This window comes from Pseudomonas sp. GL-RE-29 (assembly GCF_019947275.1).
Taxonomy (GTDB): Bacteria; Pseudomonadota; Gammaproteobacteria; order Pseudomonadales; family Pseudomonadaceae; genus Aquipseudomonas; species Aquipseudomonas fluorescens_A.
This window is the reverse complement of the sequence record NZ_JAGYGD010000009.1, coordinates 19,589-37,487: the sequence shown is the minus strand read 5'-3', so window position 1 is coordinate 37,487 and position 17,899 is coordinate 19,589. Positions and strand designations below refer to the sequence as shown.

The 17,899-nt window shown below is 60.6% G+C and carries 15 protein-coding genes and 1 pseudogene; 4 read left to right on the top strand and 12 right to left on the bottom strand.

From position 1 onward, the window contains the following. Positions 1-42: 42 nt before the first annotated feature. Positions 43-1,059, bottom strand: a complete 1,017-nt coding sequence (locus KGB21_RS09890; protein ID WP_223504989.1) for a succinylglutamate desuccinylase/aspartoacylase family protein — start codon at positions 1,057-1,059, stop codon at positions 43-45. Between the two features lie 106 nt (positions 1,060-1,165). Between KGB21_RS09890 and KGB21_RS09885 the strand changes: the two are divergent. Continuing rightward, positions 1,166-1,705 (top strand): annotated as a pseudogene (locus tag KGB21_RS09885) (TetR/AcrR family transcriptional regulator); the annotation flags it as partial. Here the strand turns inward: KGB21_RS09885 and KGB21_RS09880 are convergent. From KGB21_RS09880 to KGB21_RS29445, 5 genes are all read right to left on the bottom strand, one after another. Continuing rightward, positions 1,661-2,668 (bottom strand): DMT family transporter, encoded by a 1,008-nt coding sequence (locus KGB21_RS09880; protein WP_223504988.1) that lies wholly within the window; start codon positions 2,666-2,668, stop codon positions 1,661-1,663. The pseudogene KGB21_RS09885 and the gene KGB21_RS09880 sit on opposite strands and share 45 nt — an antisense overlap. Next, positions 2,668-3,366 (bottom strand): ABC transporter permease subunit, encoded by a 699-nt coding sequence (locus tag KGB21_RS09875; RefSeq protein ID WP_223505080.1) that lies wholly within the window; start codon positions 3,364-3,366, stop codon positions 2,668-2,670. Before KGB21_RS09875 ends, KGB21_RS09880 begins: the two co-directional genes overlap by 1 nt. A 5-nt stretch (positions 3,367-3,371) precedes the next feature. Then, the gene (locus KGB21_RS09870; protein WP_034151139.1) at positions 3,372-4,085 is read right to left on the bottom strand and encodes an ABC transporter permease; all 714 of its coding nucleotides are present in this window, start codon (positions 4,083-4,085) and stop codon (positions 3,372-3,374) included. 152 nt (positions 4,086-4,237) lie between these two features. Beyond that, on the bottom strand, positions 4,238-5,026 hold the full coding sequence (locus tag KGB21_RS09865; protein WP_223504987.1) for a transporter substrate-binding domain-containing protein: 789 nt from the start codon (positions 5,024-5,026) through the stop codon (positions 4,238-4,240). Between the two features lie 26 nt (positions 5,027-5,052). Further along, the gene (locus KGB21_RS29445) at positions 5,053-7,056 is read right to left on the bottom strand and encodes an aminotransferase class I/II-fold pyridoxal phosphate-dependent enzyme (protein WP_317846721.1); all 2,004 of its coding nucleotides are present in this window, start codon (positions 7,054-7,056) and stop codon (positions 5,053-5,055) included. A 264-nt stretch (positions 7,057-7,320) separates the two neighbouring features. Between KGB21_RS29445 and KGB21_RS09850 the strand changes: the two genes are divergently transcribed. The 3 genes from KGB21_RS09850 to KGB21_RS09840 are packed head-to-tail and all read left to right on the top strand — an operon-like array spanning position 7,321 to position 10,989. Continuing rightward, positions 7,321-8,850, top strand: coding sequence for an efflux transporter outer membrane subunit (locus KGB21_RS09850; protein ID WP_223504986.1), 1,530 nt, complete (start codon positions 7,321-7,323; stop codon positions 8,848-8,850). After that, on the top strand, positions 8,847-9,968 hold the full coding sequence (locus KGB21_RS09845) for an HlyD family secretion protein (protein WP_034151143.1): 1,122 nt from the start codon (positions 8,847-8,849) through the stop codon (positions 9,966-9,968). Before KGB21_RS09850 ends, KGB21_RS09845 begins: the two co-directional genes overlap by 4 nt. Next, a complete protein-coding gene (locus KGB21_RS09840) occupies positions 9,958-10,989 on the top strand; it encodes a DUF2955 domain-containing protein (RefSeq protein WP_223504985.1) in 1,032 nt (343 codons plus the stop codon). Before KGB21_RS09845 ends, KGB21_RS09840 begins: the two co-directional genes overlap by 11 nt. Positions 10,990-11,105: 116 nt before the next feature. Here the strand turns inward: KGB21_RS09840 and KGB21_RS09835 are convergent, their stop codons facing one another. The 6 genes from KGB21_RS09835 to KGB21_RS09810 form a co-directional block, all read right to left on the bottom strand. Further along, positions 11,106-11,558, bottom strand: coding sequence for a YMGG-like glycine zipper-containing protein (locus KGB21_RS09835; RefSeq protein ID WP_223504984.1), 453 nt, complete (start codon positions 11,556-11,558; stop codon positions 11,106-11,108). Positions 11,559-11,954: 396 nt separating this feature from the next. Beyond that, positions 11,955-12,665 carry an NAD(P)H-dependent oxidoreductase gene (locus tag KGB21_RS09830; protein ID WP_223504983.1) on the bottom strand — a complete coding sequence of 237 codons (711 nt, stop codon included), beginning with the start codon at positions 12,663-12,665 and terminating at the stop codon, positions 11,955-11,957. Positions 12,666-12,674: 9 nt separating this feature from the next. Beyond that, positions 12,675-14,321, bottom strand: coding sequence for an ABC transporter ATP-binding protein (locus tag KGB21_RS09825; protein ID WP_223504982.1), 1,647 nt, complete (start codon positions 14,319-14,321; stop codon positions 12,675-12,677). 2 nt (positions 14,322-14,323) lie between these two features. Next, positions 14,324-15,151 carry an ABC transporter permease gene (locus KGB21_RS09820; RefSeq protein ID WP_034151148.1) on the bottom strand — a complete coding sequence of 276 codons (828 nt, stop codon included), beginning with the start codon at positions 15,149-15,151 and terminating at the stop codon, positions 14,324-14,326. Between the two features lie 3 nt (positions 15,152-15,154). Beyond that, on the bottom strand, positions 15,155-16,114 hold the full coding sequence (locus KGB21_RS09815; protein WP_223504981.1) for an ABC transporter permease: 960 nt from the start codon (positions 16,112-16,114) through the stop codon (positions 15,155-15,157). A 170-nt stretch (positions 16,115-16,284) separates the two neighbouring features. Beyond that, positions 16,285-17,886 carry an ABC transporter substrate-binding protein gene (locus KGB21_RS09810; protein ID WP_223504980.1) on the bottom strand — a complete coding sequence of 534 codons (1,602 nt, stop codon included), beginning with the start codon at positions 17,884-17,886 and terminating at the stop codon, positions 16,285-16,287. Positions 17,887-17,899 lie beyond the last annotated feature (13 nt).

Genomic DNA, 17,899 nt, shown 5'->3' with positions numbered 1-17,899 from the left:
TCGCCGTCGCCAGCCAACCAACATTCAAAGAGCACTCAAACATCAATTTGGGTCCAGCAACCCACCACTCCAGTGACGCGACACATTGCTGCCGGTGAATTTCGCCACCACTACGCCCTGCGAGATCAATCGATCGCGATAACGCGTGACCATGCGCCCGGTTTGTTCGGCCACCAGCACCACTTCCGAAGACGGATCGCCCGCACGGCGCAGAATTCGCGCAAAACGCTGGCCTTGCTCCACGACATCACCCAATTCTTTCTCAAAGATCAGCACACCAGGTTGCGGCGCGAGAATGGTCTCCATCTGCGCCATGTCCTTGACCTCGACAGGCCACTCGCTGCGTGAGGCCGCCTCATCGATGATCCCGAAACCACACAGCCAGGCATACAGTCCTTCTGCATCTTGCGTGGCGTAACGGTCGTTGACGTCGCCCTGCCCTCGCAGTTCCAGGGTTGCAGCCATGCGGCCCTGCGTGGTGCCGTCGCGCAACCACGGCGCGATGATGGTTTCCTCGAATGAGCCATCGCCGCCATCGTCCCAGATGATCGCCACGTCCATCTTCATTGCCCCCGCCAGTTCGTGGCCTTGGGGCCAGAAGCTACGGTGTACGTACATATAAGGAAGCGCTTCGTCATCGGTGTGCAGGTCGAGCATGACGTCTGCCGGTGCGGCCAGTTGCACCAATTTCTTTTGCCATTCCTGGACATTGGTGGACGGCTGTTCCATCGCCGCCGACTGATCAAAGCCCCGATTGAAGTTATGGCCGGTGGCATCGTGGAAGCGTCCCAGAATCCGGCCTTGGCGAAACTGGCCGATGCCCAACGGGTTGGCCTGTGGCACCACAGTCACGCTGCCGTTCAGCCGGCCCTCAGCCTCGGCCACCGCAAGACGTTGCATCAATAAATGCAGGACCAGCATCCCGGCAATTTCATCGGCATGCACCCCGGCCTGCAGGTGCACCTTCGGCCCCCCGCTGGTGCCTTCGAAACGCCAGGCGCTCACCTGCACTGCATCGCCATTGTTGTTGCGAACGTCGAACGAAATATCCTGCGCCATACCATTGTCCTTCCGTCATGAACGTAAATAACCGAAGCGCCGATGTGGAGATTGAACACACGTTCAACTAAGCTCGCCAACGTGGACCACCGCCAAGGAATTCTTTGTGACCACCACCGCCCCGAAAAACCGCCGCGCCGAACCGGATGAGCGCCGCGAACTGCTGGTTGCCGCGACGCTGCGTTGCCTGGTCCGTGACGGCCATGCCGGTATTTCCGTGCGGCGCATCGCCACCGAAGCCGGGGTTTCGGTAGGCCTGCTCAATCATCATTTCGGCAGCATCGATGCCTTGATCGCCGACACGTACCAAAAGCTCGCCAGCGAACTCACCACTGCCCTCCTCCACGAAATCCAGCAGGTCGGCACACCAGCGGAAAAAATGGATGCATTTCTGGTTGGTTCTTTTTCGCCGCGGGTCATGGATCCGCAATTGCTCGGTGCCTGGGTGGTGTTCTGGAGCCTGATCCGCCATTCCGAACACGTCAGCCAGTCCCATGAAAAAAGCTACGGCGCCTACCTCGATCTGCTGCGTCAGTTACTCGATGACCTGGCGGCCAGCGAAGACTTCGTGATCCACGACACCCGGCTCGCCGCCATCGGCTTATCGGCGATGCTCGACGGACTCTGGATCGAGTGGTGCCTCAACCCCGAGACCTTCAGCCCCGCCAACGGGCTCCATATCTGCCGTTGCTGGGTAAAGGGATTGCGACACGGAGCATTCAGCACCCACGACGTCCTGTGACGGATGCCGACCGAAGATCATCGCCAGGGTGCCGCTGACCGCGATCAAACCGGCACCGATCATCAACGACACATCCATCAGCGTGCCCCAGATCAGGCTCGACAGCAGGAACGCCCAGATCAATCCCGTGTATTCGAACGGCGCCAGCACCGTGGCCGTGGCGCGCTGGAAACTGGCGAACAACAGGAACTGACCAGCGCCGCCCATCAGCCCGGCGACGAGCATCCCCAGCCAGGCAGGCGTGGGTGCCGGCGTGTGGGTCCAGGGCAGCGCCACCATCATGCAGATGACAAACACCACGTTGCTAATCAGCATTTGCTCCAGCACCGAGGTCTGGTTATCGACCTGGCGCAACTGGATGTAGGTGAACGCCCAGCACATCGCGGCTAACAGCGTCAGCGCAATCGGCAGCGGATCGCTCATGTTGTCGGGCCGGCAGGCAATCACCACGCCGACAAAACCGATGATCAAGGCCAACCACTGCCAACCGCTGACCTGTTCCTTGAGAATGACCGTCGCCAACACCGTGACCATGATCGGCGCTGAGAAATAAAGCGTCGTCATTTCCGCCAAGGTCAGGTCCCGGGCCGCGGTGTAGTACAGCAGCCACGCGGCAATCGACAGCAAGCCGCGCACTACCAACAAACGCCGACTGGACGAACGCCAGGCGCGCTGCACCAGTTGCAAACGTCCCACCAGCAAACACACGACCACCACCACGAGCGCGCGCCAGAACAGGATGGTGAAAACCGAATAATCCGCCACCAGCCACTTGATCCCCGCGTCCTGCAAAGACAGGAACGCGTATCCCAAAGTGCACAGACCAATGCCTTGCAACGAGCGGTCAACCGTCCGTGGCGTGCTCATTACGCCGACCTGCGCACAGGCGTGCCGCGCCGTTCGAAGAAGGCAAACAGCGCCTCGATCAGGAATGTCAGACACACATACACACCCGCCACCAGCAGCAACGGCTCATAGACTTGCAGGGTCTGGGCCCGAACGACGTTGGCCGCGCCCAGCAAGTCGATCACGGCGATGGTCGAAGCCAGTGCCGTGGACTTGAGCAGCATTACGGTCTCCCCGGCCAAGGTCGGTAGCAGCAATCGCAACGCCCGGGGCAATCTCACTCGCAACAGTGATTGGCGCGCAGTCATGCCGAACGCCGAGGCCGCTTCCATTTCACCTTTGGGCACCGCCAGCAGGCCACCGCGAATCACTTCGCCGACATAGGCGCCCACAGACACCACCAGGGCGAAGACGATGTACCAATAACCGTCGCGCAGATACGGCCAGAGGAAACTGCCACGGATCAGCGGGAACTGCGCAAACAGGCTGCCGAGGCCGTAGTAGAAAATGTAGATCTGGATCAGCAGCGGCGTGCCACGGGTCACGCTGGTGTAGAACAGGCTGACCTTGGCGATCACCTTGTTCTTGGAGATACGCGCCAACGCCACCAACACCGCCAATGCAAAACCGAAGACGCTGGAAATCAACAGAATGACGACGGTGGTCTGCAACCCTCGGCCCAACAGCGACGCATATTCAACTATCCACGCTGGAATCATTTCGTTCACTCAGCCAAAGGCATCCAGCGACGAATGCGTCGCTCAAGCCGTCCCGACAGATAGTTCGACGCCAACGTCACCGCGTAATACAGCGCGGCGGCCGTGAGGTAGAACAACAGATAATGACGCGTCGAACCCGCGCCTTGCTTGGCGGTGTACAACAGCTCGTTGGTGCCGACCACACTGATCAACGCACTGTCCTTGATCAGGTTGATCCACAGGTTGGCCATCCCCGCGATCGCGTAAGGCGCCATGATCGGCAGCGTAACGCGGCGAAACAGGCCGAAACCGTGCAGGCCGAAAGCCTTGGCCGCTTCGATCTGGCCGTAGGGAATCGCCTGGATCGCCGCGCGGAAAATCTCCGAGGCGTAGGCGCCCTGCACCAGGCCGAGCACCACGATCGCCGCCAGTGGGCCGCTGACATTGATCGTGTCGTAACCGAGCCAGGCCATGAACGAGTTGAGCAGCATGGAGCCGACGTAATAAAGCAGCAGGATCAGCAGCAGCTCCGGTACGGCGCGAAACAGTGTGGTGTAACCACGGGCCACGGCCGCAATCGGTTTCGGTGCACTCAGTTTGAGACAGGCCACCACCAATCCAATGGCCAACCCGACCACAAAGGCCCCGGCCGATATCTGCAGGGTCATCAAGAGCCCTTTCAACAGCGCCCCGCCCCACCCTTGTTCGCTGAAATTGATCAAATCGAACATTGCTGGCATTTGAATCTCCGGTTGGCAAACGCGATCCCCTGTAGGCGCTGGCTTGCTAGCGATCGCGGTGTGTCAGACGCACCGCGTCGTGGCCATCGCCAGCAAGCCGGCTCCTACATTTTGTGAAAACACCGTCTCACCTTGTAGGAGCTGGCTCCTACTCAGAACGCCGGTTTCACGCTGGTTCCGAAATAGCTCTGGGAGAGGTCGTCATAGTCCTTGCTCGCCAGCAGTTCCTGGATCGCCTTGTCGAGTTTGGCCTTGAGTTCGGTGTCGCCCTTGCGCATGCCCGCGCCCACACCCTTGCCGAAGATCGGGTCGTACGGCACGGCGCCGAGGTATTCCAGGTTGCTGTTGGTAGCATCCGGGGTTTTGACGAAGGCCGCCATGGCCGTGCCATCCGCCATCATCAGGTCGATACGGCCGGCAATCAGGTCGGCGTTGGCCGAGTCCTGGGTGTCGTAATACTTAACGTCGGCAATTTTCTCGTAGTAGGTCTTCAGGTAGCTTGCGCTCACCGTCGAGTTCTGCACGCCGATGGTTTTGCCCTTGAGATCATCCGGATATTTGGTCACGGAAGTGCCTTTGGGGCCGACAATCGCAATCACCGAATCGTAGTAAGCCTTGCTGAAGGCGATCTGTTTTTCCCGTTCTTCAGTCACCGACATCGAGGAAAAAATCACGTCGATCTTCTTCGCCAGCAACGACGGAATGATCCCGTCCCACGCCACTTCCTTGATCTCGCATTCGGCTTTCATTTCGCTGCACAGCTTGTGGATCAGGTCGACTTCAAAACCCTTCCACTCACCGTCGGCCTGTTTCTCGGTATACGGCGGATAGGGTTCCGCGGCGACCGCGAAACGGATTGGCTGCGCTTGTGCCGCGCTCATGCCAGCCAGCAATACGCAAGCGGCGCCAGTCAACCAGTGTGCAAAACGTCGATTTCCCATGTTGTTTTCCCGTCTTTTTATTGGTGTTAGCGAGTTTGATGAGCGTTGACGAATTGCCGGCAACGCTCGCTGCGTGGGTGTACGAACACTTCGTCCGGCGAACCGGTTTCCTCGATCAGGCCTTGATGCAGGAAGGCGACTTTGGAAGAGACATCACGTGCGAAAGCCATTTCATGGGTCACCAGGATCATGGTCCGGCCTTCTTCGGCGAGAGAGCGGATCACCCGCAGCACTTCCCCGACCAGTTCCGGGTCGAGTGCCGAGGTGGGTTCATCGAACAGCATGACTTTGGGCCGCATGGCCAAAGCCCGGGCGATGGCCACCCGTTGTTGCTGTCCCCCGGAAAGAAACGCCGGGTATTCGTTGCGCTTGGCCGCCAGCCCTACGCGTTCGAGCAACGCTTCGGCCCGTTCAGTGGCCTCCGCTTTGCTCTCGCGCAGGACCTGGGTCGGCGCTTCGATGAGGTTTTCCAGCACCGTGCGATGGGGCCAGAGATTGAAGTTCTGGAACACCATGCCCAGGCTCGAACGGATGCGCACCAGCTGCTTGGCATCGGACACCAGCGGCGCGCCGGGTCGGGTGTGGTTCAGGTGGATGCTTTCGCCGTCCACCAGAATCCGCCCCTGGTCCGGCACTTCGAGCATGTTGATGCAACGCAGCAGCGTACTTTTACCTGAGCCGCTGGCACCGATCAGCGAGATCACCTCGCCTTCGCGGGCGGTCAGGGACACGCCTTTGAGCACTTCTATATTGCCGAAGCGTTTGTGCAGGCGATCGACTTCGATCATGGTCCGGGCGGCATTCGGCTGAACCGTCGCTTCGCTGGTGACGCGGCTGATCACAGGCCGTGGTGCTTCGCCTTTCAGCACCAAAACAAAATCGCGAATCCGCTGACACGCTTCGGCCAACCGCTCTTCACCGAGGGTGAACGACAGCCGCACAAAACCCTGGGCCGGTTCACCGAATGCGGCGGCATCCAGCACCGATACCCGCGCTTCGCGCAACAACCGCCAGGCGAACTCCAGCGACGTCAGGCCAGTGCCGCGCACGTCCACCAGCACGAACATGCCGGCGTCGGGTTTGAGCACTGAAATCCCCGCACAGTCCGACAGCCCCGCCACCACCAGATCACGCCGACGACGATAAATATCGCGCATGCCGTGGGTGACTTCGTCGTGGGCTTCCACCGCTTTCAGTGCGGCTTCCATGACAAACCCCGGCAAGCCGTAAAGCATGCTCAGCACCAGGGTTTCGGCATGCGCTACCAACGTCGGGTCGGCGACGATCCAGCCGATGCGCCAACCGGTCATGGCATGGGATTTCGACAGACTGCCGATCACCACGCAACGCTCGGCCATGCCAGGCAATGCCGCCAGGCTCAGGTGCTCGCGTTCGAACGCCAGGCTTTCATAGACTTCGTCCACCACCACCCACAGGTCATGGGCGATGGCGAGGTCGGCGATGGCTTGCAACTCTTCACGGTTGAGCACCACGCCGGTTGGATTGTTGGGGTTGGAGAGGAAAATCGCTTTGGTGCGCGGGGTAATAGCTTTCGCCAGCACCGCTGCGTCGACGCGAAAATCATCGTCCGCCGAGCACGGCACTCGTACCAGCGTGGCGCCGGAGGCCTTTAGCGTTGCCTCATAGGTGACGTACATCGGATCAAGGGCAATCACTTCGTCGCCCGCGCTGAGCAGGCACATCGAAGTGACGAACAGCGCGTTCTGCGCGCCGGCAACGGTGATCACATTGGAGGCTTGCAACTGGCGAACGAACAATTTGGCGTAGCGCGCGGCGATGGCTTCGCGCAGTGCCAGACGACCGGCGATCTCGGTGTAGTGGGTATCCCCTTCGCGCAGCGCCTCGATGGCGGCGTCGGTGATGAAGTCGGGCGTTGGAAAATCCGGATCGCCAACGCTGAGAATGATCACATCCTCGCCACCGCGCCTCGCTTCAAACGCCGCATTGTGAATATCCCAAGCCGCAACGCCTTGACCTGAGATCCGCTCAACAAAGGGTGAAAACCGCATGCCAGTGCCTCGTTCGAAATGAAGAAACGCAAGCCCGCAACCAGCCGGGAGAGAAGGTGGAACGAAACATAATCCAAGCTGAACACTCGTTCAACAGAAAACTGATGAAGGTGCGTGTTCAGCGTAAACAGGTCGTTTTTACGACAGTCGCGGCGTTTTTGCGTTTTGCTACGCCAGACCATGCAGAAGGCATACGGACGGCTATGCTGCTGTGATGTCCTTTTGGTTGGAACGCGCCCAATGCAATCAGGTACATCCACACGGATGCGGTGCAACCGGATACTGCTGCTCGGCGCAGTGGTCCTCGGCGGTTGTGTACGGCTCGGGCCGGACTTTCAGCCGCCCGCTGAGCCCTGGATCGACCACTGGAACACCCCCGCTCTCGAACACGCCAGTCAGCGAGCGCAGTACCCGGATATTCGCCAGTGGTGGCAAATCTTCAATGACCCGGTGCTCGACCGGTTAATCGCCGAGTCGGACGCGCACAACTCCAGCCTGAAGATCGCCGGCCTGCGCGTCATGGAAGCCCGCGCGCAATTGGGCATCGCCGAGAGCGGGCGCTACCCGCAGCTGCAACAGATCGCCGCTGACAGTGTGTACATCGACCGCCATCAATCCGGCGGGGACAACCCGGTGGACAGCCATTTGTGGCAACACAGCGCCGGGTTCGATATCGGCTGGGAACTGGACTTCTGGGGCCGTTTCAGCCGTGCCATCGAGGCTGCCGATGCGAGTTATTTCGCCTCTGAAGCCAACTATGACGACGTGCTGGTGCTGCTGCGGGCCCAAGTCGCCGACAGCTATTTTTTCCTGCGCACCACCGAGGCGCGTCTGCGCGTCGCCAATGAAAACGCCAAGCAGCAATATCGCAACTACGAGATCACCGAGAAGCTGTTCAACAGTGGCCAGACCGCCGAACTCGACCTGCAACAAGCCAAGACTCAATACCTGGGCACGTTGAGCACCATCCCCGGCCTGGAAGACCAGCTGTCTCGCACCCGCAATGCGATAGCCGTGTTGATCGGCCAGCCACCCGGTGCGCTGCCACTGGTGGTCGACAACACCGCATTGATCCCGCTGGTGGATCGCGCCGTGCTGCAGGATGTTCCGGCCAATCTTTTGCTGCGCCGGCCGGATGTTCGTGCTGCGGAGTTGAATGTCGCGGCGCAGGGGGCATTGGTCGGCGTCGCCGAAACCGATTTTTACCCGGCGTTGACGTTGCTGGGCAGCATTGTCTGGTCCACCGATTCCTTGAGCGGAACCTCCCGCAGCCTCGACCTGATCGGTGGTCCGAGCCTGCGCTGGAACGTGTTCGACTATGGCCGCATCAGCAACAACGTGCGCGTGCAGGACGCGCGCTTGCAGCAATTGATCGAAGCCTATCGGGACAAAGTGCGCCAAGCGGCACGCGAGGCAGATGACGCCGCCAACGGCCTGACCCGCTCCTTGCAACGGGAACGCATCCTGCGCGAGGCCGAAAACGCCGCGAAACGCTCGCTGGCGCTGGCCAACACGCTCTACCGCGAAGGTTATTCAGACTTCCAGCGGGTGCTGGATGCCCAGCGAGCGCTGCTCGAACTTCAGGACAGTTACCTGCTCAGCCGTGGCGACGCGGTGAGCAATGTGATTGCTCTTTACAAGGCGTTGGGTGGCGGTTGGTACAGCGCCCAGCCCAAGGTTGATTCCGCCACGCGCCAGCAGATGGAACAACGGACTGACTGGGGCGACCTGCTCAACGACCCGACCGCTGAGCAGCCCGCCTCCCCATTGCCCAATCAGGTGAAAAAACCATGACTGAAGCCGCGCCCTCCCCTCAGCCAGCGCAGCCTGCCGCCGATCCAGCGAAAAAAGGCATCACGTGGGTTTTAGTGTTGATTGTGTTCAGCCTGGCCTGGTACCTGTTGGCTGACCGTTTTACCCCGTACACCCAACAGGCACGCGTGGGTGCGTTTGTGATTCCGGTGGCCGCGGAAGTGGCGGGCCGGGTGATCCGCGTCAACGTGCGCAACAACCAGGATGTGAAGGCCGGCGAGGTGATTTTCGAAGTCGACCCGCAGCCCTACCAGATCGCGGTTGACCGGGCGCGAGCCGACCTGGAGTCCACCCGCCGGCAGATCGGCGCCAGCACCGCCGGTATCGCATCGGCGCAAGCCAGTTTACGCGCGGCGCAAGCCAACGAACTCAAGGCGCGGCAGGACAATCAGCGGCTTGAAGGTTTGTACCGCGAAGACCCTGGAACCGTTTCCGTACGCCTGCTGGAGGTTTCCCGCGCCAGCCGCGATGCGGCCATCAGCCAGGTCGCCGCAGCCCGTGCCGAAGTTCAGCGTGCGAAGGAGCAGGAAGGTGGCAAAGAGGAAGACAACGCCCTGCTGCGCAGCGCTGCCACAGCGTTGTCGAAAGCCGAGCTGGATCTTTCCAACACGCAGGTCCGCGCACGCTCTGCCGGTCTTATCACCGACTTGCGTACGGATGTTGGCCAATTCGCCGCGGCCGGCAACCCGGTCATGACCCTGATTGCGATCCACGATGTGTGGATCAGCGCCGACATGACCGAGAACAACCTCGCCTTGGTCAAACCCGAAACCCCGGTGTCCATTGCCCTCGATGCGCTGCCCGGCGAAGTGTTCCAAGGACGCGTGCGCAGTGTCGGCTACGGTGTCAGCGTCGGCCAACCCGCCGCTCCCGGCAGCCTGCCTACAGTGCAGAACAGCCGCGACTGGCTGCGTCCGGCGCAACGCTTTCCGGTAATCATCGAGTTCTCGCCGGAGTCCGTGTCCATCCTCAAGGATAACCGCGCCATCCGTTCCGGTGGCCAGGCCGAAGTCATGGCCTTCCCTTCCGAAGGCAACGTGCTGAACCCGCTGGGCCGGCTATTTTTGTGGCTGATGAGCTGGCTGTCGTATGCCTACTAAGCGCTCGCCGAGGGTACAGCGCGCACTGCGTCTGGCCAGCGGCACGGCGCTGTGCCTGGCCGCCAGTTTCGGGATGGGGATGCCGATCCCGTTTTTGGCACCGGTGCTGGGTGCGTTGTTGCTGATCAGCGTAAATCGTCCGTTGCCATTCAAGGCCACCCTGGTGCTGGCACTGACCGCGATGCTCACCACTGGCATCGGCCTGCTGCTGATCCCGTTTCTGCGTTACTACGCTTTCAGCGGCGTGCTCTTGATCGGCCTCTGCCTGCTGATGGTTTTTCGATACGGCCAGCGTGGCGGCAACAACCTGGTCGTCACCTTTCTGGTGATCGGACTGACCATGATCCCGGCCGCCGGGGTTGCCGACTTCGGTCTGGCGGCGACGGTGATCAAGGCGTTGACCAGCGGGTTGCTGCTGGCAATCCTGATCGGCAGGTTGAGTCACTGGCTGTTCCCGGAGCCGGACGATGCGCCGACGCCTCCGCCCGCCCCGGCATTATCGGCGGAAAACGTCGACCGGGTGGCGCTACGGGCAACCCTGATCGTGATGCCGACGTTTCTGTTGGCACTGATCGATCCGGCCAGCTACATGCCCATCGTGCTAAAAGCCGTGAGCCTCGGCCAACAGAGCTCCACCACTAACGCGCGTGATGCCGCCCGCGAGTTGATTGGCTCGACCTTGCTCGGCGGTTTGTTGGCGATCCTGTTCTGGACTGCCCTGACGTTGTTTGTGCACCTGTGGATGTTCTTCCTGTGGATGCTGCTGTTTACCCTGATCATTGCACGCAAGCTCTATGGCCTGAGCCCAGGCCGGTTCAGCCCTGGTTTTTGGCTCAACACCCTGGTCACGCTGATTATCCTGTTGGGCCAATCGGTCCAGGACAGTCTGGCGGGCAAAGACGTCTACACCGCGTTTGCGGTACGCATGGGGCTGTTCATTGCAGTGACGTTGTATGCCTGCCTGATGGTTTATCTCCTTGAGCAGCGGCAATCGGCACGATCCACTGTGATCACCGAATAACCCGTGGCGAGGGAGCTTGCTCCCGCTGGGTCGCGAAGCGGTCCCCTTCTTTAAAGGGACTGCTGCGCAGTCCAGCGGGAGCAAGCTCCCTCGCCACAAAGGGTTGCGTGATGGGTTTATGGATTGACCTGATATCCCTTGCCCTGCAAGCAACTGGTATACGCCGTCGAAGTGGTCGAGGCGTTGGTTTTCTCCTGTTCGCGTCGATCCTGACGCTGGCGCGAGCCGCCCACCACGACGCCCACCGCAGCGGTTTCTTTGGCGCGGTCCTGGCGGTAGTCCTGTTTGTTATCTTCGTCGGCGCGATCGTAAAACTCGTCGTGCTGGCGCCCGCGCACCTGGGCCCCGGCCGCACCGGCAGCCGCACCCACGGCGGCGCCCTTCACCCGTCCGCCCGACGGCGTCGAGCTGGTCGATGCACTGCTGGCGGCGATGCTGTTGCATTCGTTGATGTCGAGTTGAGTCTGTTGCGAAGTCTGGCCTTTCATCGGCACCACGGTTTGCGCCCATCCCTGGACACTGACAACCGACAATGCGACGCACAGCCCGATGGGCGACAACCTTTTCATGATGACCTCCTGATGGGCGTGGTTCACCCTGAAAGAGTGTAGATCAGCCCTACTCGTCCACTTCCATCACCAGACAGTTTTCTACCCTCAGCGATTTCCGTGTTTGCGCATTCAGAACAATGTCGCGGGGATTCGAATGTGTTGGAGTCCAAACTGTAGGAGCGAGCCTGCTCGCGATAGCGTCGGATCAGGCAACATTGATGTTGAATGTGCAGGCCGAATCGCTAGCAAGCCAGCTCCTACAGGATTTTTGTGCTGGTTCGCTATTGGCGGGTATGCCCCAATCCCCTGTAGGAGCGTGGCTTGCCCGCGAATGCGGTTGGTCAGGCAACATCAATGTTGAATGTGTTGGCCTCATCGCGAGCAAGCTTGCTCCTACAGGTTTTGTGGTAGTAATCAGGCATACGTAGGCAGCGGATAGAGTTGTTCGTCGAACTGCGACAGCTTTGGAAAAACCATTGGCTGGTCGTCGCTCAGATGTTGCAAGCGCTGGCGGTAGTCTTCCAGGAACCCTTTGCGCGCTTCATCACTGATATACGGCACATGCCACGCCACAAACGGCTCCAGCACGTCGAAGCCAACATACGCCAACGTCCCACGCAATATCGGCCGCAACATGTCCTCTAACGGGCCATGAATCGCACCCTCGCCAAACATGTGTTCACGCCCGCCCAACGTCACGGTCACCAATGCCTTTTTGCCGGCCAAACCACCCTGATCATAGAAACGCTTGCCGCCATAGCAGATTCCAGACACCAGCACCCGATCAATCCAGCCCTTGAGCATCGCCGGTGCCGAGAACCAGAAGATCGGGAAGTTGAGGATCAGTAGGTCGGCCCACAGCAGTTTGTCCAGTTCAGTCTGGATATCCGCTGCCAGCGACTGGCTTTTCACACCCAAACGTTGTTCCAGTGCATAGACCAGATACTCGGGGTTTTCCCGCGAAGAGAAGTCATCAGCGCTGGCCACCGGGTTCCAGTTCATTTTGTACAGGTCGCTGACCTGGACTTCGTGACCCTGTGCTTCAAGCGTCGCAATCGCCTGATCACGCAAGGCAGCGGTGAAGGATTGTGGCTCTGGATGAGCGTGGACGATCAATACTTTCATGGTGATTCCTTAGACTTTTTCCAGCGTAGGGTTTGAATTCGGGATGGCGCGGCTCGCCAGCAAGCGGTCGAGCCAGTCCGGGTCCATTTGCGGTTCGGAGGAGAACAGCAGTCCGGTGTAATCCTGGTGCGGCGGGGTGAAAATGGCGCTGCGCGAGCCATGGTCGACCACCCTGCCCCGTTGCATCACCAACACTTCGTCGGCGATCGCCCGCACCGTGGCAACGTCGTGTGTAATGAACAGGTAGGCGACGCCGAGTTGTTGCTGAATACGGTTGAGCAACTTGAGCACGCCTTCGGCCACCAGTTGATCGAGGGCCGAGGTGACTTCGTCGCAGATGATCAACTGCGGGTCGGCGGCCAACGCCCGCGCGATGCAAACCCGCTGTTTCTGCCCACCGGACAATTCCCGCGGCTGACGCTCCATGAACGTCGCCGGGTCGAGCTCGATCATCTCCAGCAATTCGGCCACCCGCGCGCGCATGGCCTTGCCCTTGAGCCCCAGATAAAACGTTAGCGGTCGACCAATGATATCGACGATGCGCTGGCGCGGGTTCAGCGCCGTGTCGGGGATCTGGTAGATCATCTGAATGCGCCGCAGTTGCTCCTTGCTGCGTTGACGAAAGTCCGCCGGCAGTGGCTGGCCGTCGTACAGCACCTCACCATAAGTCGGCGGCAGCAACCCGGTGATCAGCCGCGCCGTGGAGCTTTTGCCACTCCCCGATTCGCCGATCACCGCCAAGGTCTGGCCGCGATACAACTTCAGCGAAACGTCATGCAGCACCGGTTGCTGACCGTAACTGGCGCAGCTCTTGCGCAGTTCAAGCAGTGGCTGTTCCTGCTGCGGACATGCCTTGGGCTCGGTGCGGAAACTGCGCACCGCCCACAACGACTTGGTGTATTCCTCCTGCGGATCGCCGAGCATCTTGCGGGTCTCGGCTTCTTCCACCAGTTTGCCGTGGCGCAGCACCATGATCCGGTCGGCCATTTGCGCCACCACCGCCAGGTCGTGGCTGATGTAGATCGCCGCGCTGCCGTAGGTCTTCACCGCATCGCGAATCGCCGCCAGCACTTCGATCTGGGTGGTGACATCGAGGGCGGTGGTCGGTTCGTCGAAGATAATCAGGTCCGGATGACAGGCCATGGCCATGGCAGTCATGACCCGTTGCAACTGGCCACCGGAGACCTGGTGCGGGTACCGCTGGCCGATCTGCTCGGGATTGGGCAGGCGCAAAACGCGATACAACTCCACCGCTTCGGCCATGGCCTGGGCGCGGCTCATGCCGCCGTTTTTCACTGCCGTTTCCACGTGCTGATCGATCAGCCGATGGGCCGGGTTGAACGAAGCTGCCGCACTTTGCGCCACGTAGGCAATTCGCAAGCCACGCAACTTGCGCAGGGCTTCAGGTTTGGCGTTCAGCAAGTCGATCCCGTCAAAATGCACCGAGCCACCGGTGATTTTGCAGCCGTCACGGGTGTAGCCCATGGCGGACAAACCGAGGGTCGATTTGCCCGCGCCGGACTCACCGATCAGCCCCAGCACCTCACCGCGTTGCAGCGTCAGGTCGATGCCCTTGATCAGCGGATGCCACGCGTCTTCGTAGTGACCTTCGATGTGCAGATCACGGATTTCAAGTAAAGGTTTGGAGGTCGTCATGTTCAGCATTCCTTGAGGCCGCTGGATTTGTGCAGCATCCAGTCGACGACGAAGTTGACGCTGACCGTGATCAACGCCACGGCCAGCGCGGGCAGCAACGGGCTGATGTCGCCAAAGGTGATCAGTACGGCGTTATCGCGCACCATGCTGCCCCAATCGGCGGTGGGCGGCTGGATGCCCAGGCCGAGGAACGACAGCGCACTGATGAACAGGAACACGAAGCAGAACCGCAGGCCGAACTCGGCAATCAACGGCGCTGCCGCATTCGGCAACACTTCGCGGGTCACCAGCCACCACAGGCCTTCACCGCGCAGGCGCGCCGCTTCGACGAAGTCCTGCACCACGACGTTCATCGCCACCGCCCGAGACAGGCGAAACACCCGAGTCGCGTCCAACAGCGCGATCACCAACACCAGCGAAGTGGCAGTAGTGCCGACCACGCTGAGAATCAGCAAGGCAAAGATCAATTGCGGAATCGCCATCAGGATGTCCACCACCCGCGACAAACCCTGATCGACCCAACCGCCCTTGATCGCTGCGACCAGACCGCTCAGTCCGCCAAGCAAAAATGCCAATACCGTGGTCAGGAAGGCAATGCCCAGCGTATTGCGCGCGCCGTAAACGAGACGGCTGAACATGTCACGCCCGAGGTTATCGGTGCCCAACAGGAACTGCCCGCCCCACGGCGCGAAACCCTCGCCCACCACTTGGGTTTCGCCGAACGGTGCCAACACCGGGGCGAACAGCGCCACCAAAATGTACGCAACGATCACCAGCAATCCGAACTTGGCACTCAGCGGTGCCCGGAGCAATTGTTTAAGCAGGCTCATGGTCTACCCCTTTGGATGCATCAGGCGTGGGTTGCTGGCAATCGACAGCACATCGGCGCTGGTATTGAGCAGGATGTAGGTCGCGGCGAAGATCAGGCTGCAAGCCTGCACCACCGGGATATCGCGCTTGGCCACCGAGTCCACCAGCAACTGACCGAGGCCCGGATAGACGAACACCACTTCGACCACCACCACGCCCACCACCAGGTACGCGAGGTTCAGCGCCACCACGTTGACGATCGGTGCAAGCGCATTGGGTAAGGCGTGACGGAAGATGATCCGCGACTGGCTGATGCCTTTAAGCCGGGCCATTTCGATGTAGGGGCTGGCCAGCAAGTTGATCAGCGAGGCACGAGTCATGCGCATCATCTGCGCGATCACCACCAGGCTCAGGGTCGCCACCGGCAGCACCGAGCGTTCCAGTACCTCGCCCAGCGTGGCGTTCGGTGAAAGATTGGAGATGCTCGGGAACCAGTTGAGCTTCACCGCGTACACCAGGATCAGGATGTAGGCGACGAAAAACTCCGGGAACGACACCGCACTCAGCGCCGAGGTGTTGAGCAAGCGGTCGAACCAGCTATTGCGGTACAACGCGGCGAGCATCCCCAGCAACAATGCCAAAGGAACCGACACCAGTGCCGCCAGCAGCGCCAGGCTGAAGGTGTTGCCCAGTCGCGCGCCGACCAGATTGGAAATCGGCCGCTGGTTGGCCAGCGACACACCGAGGTCGCCTTGCAGCAGGTTCCAGATCCAGTGCCCGAAACGGGTGAGCGGCGGCAAGTCCAGGCCCAGTTGAGCGCGATAGGCCGCCACGGTTTCCGGGGTGGCGGACTGGCCGAGCATGGCCTGGGCGATATCGCCCGGGAGCAGGCCGACCGCGAGGAAGATGATCACTGAAACGGCGAACAGGGACAGCAGGCCCAGGGCCAGACGCTGCCCCAACAGCTTGAAAATACTTCTCATCGTGCAGTTCCTTGAATTAGGCACGCCTTTGAAGACTGCGTACTACTCCTGTAGGAGTGAGCCTGCTCGCGATGGCGGTGGATCAGCCAACATCAATTTTGACTGTGCCGCCGCCATCGCGAGCAGGCTCGCTCCTACAGTGGGTCTTCATTGTTTGATAGATCCCGGTGTCAGGCCTGCCACCACCGCTCAATCACCCGCAATCCATCCAGTTCGCCATACGGCGCGGTTTGCCCACCGTGAGCGACCTTGTTGGAACGCGCCGCCACCGAACTGGCAAACAACGGCACGATCGCCCCGCCGTCATCGCGGCACAGCGACTGCATTTCGTTGTACATCTCGCGGCGCAGCGGGTCGTTCATCTCACCTCGGGCGGCGTTGAGCAGTTGATTGAAGCGCGGGTTGTCCCAGTGGGTTTCGTTCCATGCGGCGCCTTTGGCGTAGCCGATGCTGAACATGCGGTCGGCGGTCAGGCTGCTGTACCAGAACGACGTGGTGAAGGGTTGCTTCATCCAGACGTTGGTGAAGAAACCGTCGGCCGGTTCACGCACCACATCGATGTCGATCCCCGCCGCTCGCGCCTGTTCCTTGAACAGCACCGACGCATCCACCGCGCCGCTGTACGCCGCATCGGAGGCTTGCAGGCGCACCTTGAGCGAATCCAGGCCAGCCTTTTTCAGGTGGAAGCGCGACTTGTCCGGATCGTAGGTACGTTGTTCAAGGGCGGTGTTGATGAAACGGCTGCCCGGCTGAATCGGATGATCGTTACCCACCAGGCCATAGCCATATAGCACCGAAGCCAACAGGGTTTCACGGTTGATCGCGTGCTTCATTGCCAGGCGCACGTCGTTGTTCTGGAACACCTGGCTGTCGGTGAGCATCGGGAAGGTGTAGTGCTGCGCGCCCTTGGTTTCTTCGATGACCAGGTTTGGATTGCGCTTGAGCAGTGCCACGGTTTTCAGGTCGACCTTGTTGATCACGTCCACCTGCCCGGTGACCAACGCGTTGATTCGTGCAGCACCGTCGCCAATGGCGATCAGCTCGGCGCCGGCGAAGTGCGCCCGCCCCGCTTTCCAGTAATCCGGACTGCGTTCCAGGGTCATGCGCACACCCGGCTCGAAGTCCTTGAGGCGATAGCCGCCTGTACCGACACCAGCCTGCCAGTCCGGTACGCCGTCCTTGCTCGGCATGATCACCAGATGATAATCGGCGACCACGTAGGTGAAATCGGCGTTGCCCGATTTCAGCTCGAACACCACGCTGTCGCTGCCGTTGGCGCTGACCTTGGCCACATCGCCCAATACGGTTTTGGCCGCCGAGCTGGATTTATCGCCAAGGTGATGCTGGATCGAGGCGACCACATCGTCGGCGGTCAGGGTCTTACCGTTGTGGAAGGTCACGCCCTGGCGCAATTTGAAGGTCCAGACGCGCGCGTCCGGGGTCGAGGTCCAGCTTTCAGCCAGTTCGGGGATCGCCGTGCCGTCGACGGCAATTTCGGTCAGGGTGTTATAGATCGCCGAGAAGCCGACGAAGGTGAAGGTATCGACCCAGGAACCGGGGTCTTTCGAGTCGGTGGTGCTGCCGCCGGCCAGGCCCAAACGCAGCACGCCGCCGGGTTTCGGCGTCGCTTCGGCAGCCATGGCGCCGAAGGGCAGGCCCATGGAAAACGCGCCTGCCACCGCTGCTGCCGCTGCGCTGTACTTCAAGAAGTCGCGACGCGGAAAGCTGAATTCATGGTTCGCTTGAGTAATTTTGTTTTTGTTATCGCTCATTGCATTGCCCCTG

Excerpts from the sequence above, each read along its gene's own strand:
- KGB21_RS09890 (WP_223504989.1), bottom strand. The coding sequence starts at position 1,059 with ATGGCGCAGGATATTTCGTTCGACGTTCGCAACAACAATGGCGATGCA.
- KGB21_RS09880 (WP_223504988.1), bottom strand. The coding sequence starts at position 2,668 with ATGAGCACGCCACGGACGGTTGACCGCTCGTTGCAAGGCATTGGTCTG.
- KGB21_RS09875 (WP_223505080.1), bottom strand. The coding sequence starts at position 3,366 with ATGATTCCAGCGTGGATAGTTGAATATGCGTCGCTGTTGGGCCGAGGG.
- KGB21_RS09870 (WP_034151139.1), bottom strand. The coding sequence starts at position 4,085 with ATGCCAGCAATGTTCGATTTGATCAATTTCAGCGAACAAGGGTGGGGC.
- KGB21_RS09865 (WP_223504987.1), bottom strand. The coding sequence starts at position 5,026 with ATGGGAAATCGACGTTTTGCACACTGGTTGACTGGCGCCGCTTGCGTA.
- KGB21_RS29445 (WP_317846721.1), bottom strand. The coding sequence starts at position 7,056 with ATGCGGTTTTCACCCTTTGTTGAGCGGATCTCAGGTCAAGGCGTTGCG.
- KGB21_RS09850 (WP_223504986.1), top strand. The coding sequence starts at position 7,321 with ATGCGGTGCAACCGGATACTGCTGCTCGGCGCAGTGGTCCTCGGCGGT.
- KGB21_RS09845 (WP_034151143.1), top strand. The coding sequence starts at position 8,847 with ATGACTGAAGCCGCGCCCTCCCCTCAGCCAGCGCAGCCTGCCGCCGAT.
- KGB21_RS09840 (WP_223504985.1), top strand. The coding sequence starts at position 9,958 with ATGCCTACTAAGCGCTCGCCGAGGGTACAGCGCGCACTGCGTCTGGCC.
- KGB21_RS09835 (WP_223504984.1), bottom strand. The coding sequence starts at position 11,558 with ATGAAAAGGTTGTCGCCCATCGGGCTGTGCGTCGCATTGTCGGTTGTC.
- KGB21_RS09830 (WP_223504983.1), bottom strand. The coding sequence starts at position 12,665 with ATGAAAGTATTGATCGTCCACGCTCATCCAGAGCCACAATCCTTCACC.
- KGB21_RS09825 (WP_223504982.1), bottom strand. The coding sequence starts at position 14,321 with ATGACGACCTCCAAACCTTTACTTGAAATCCGTGATCTGCACATCGAA.
- KGB21_RS09820 (WP_034151148.1), bottom strand. The coding sequence starts at position 15,151 with ATGAGCCTGCTTAAACAATTGCTCCGGGCACCGCTGAGTGCCAAGTTC.
- KGB21_RS09815 (WP_223504981.1), bottom strand. The coding sequence starts at position 16,114 with ATGAGAAGTATTTTCAAGCTGTTGGGGCAGCGTCTGGCCCTGGGCCTG.
- KGB21_RS09810 (WP_223504980.1), bottom strand. The coding sequence starts at position 17,886 with ATGAGCGATAACAAAAACAAAATTACTCAAGCGAACCATGAATTCAGC.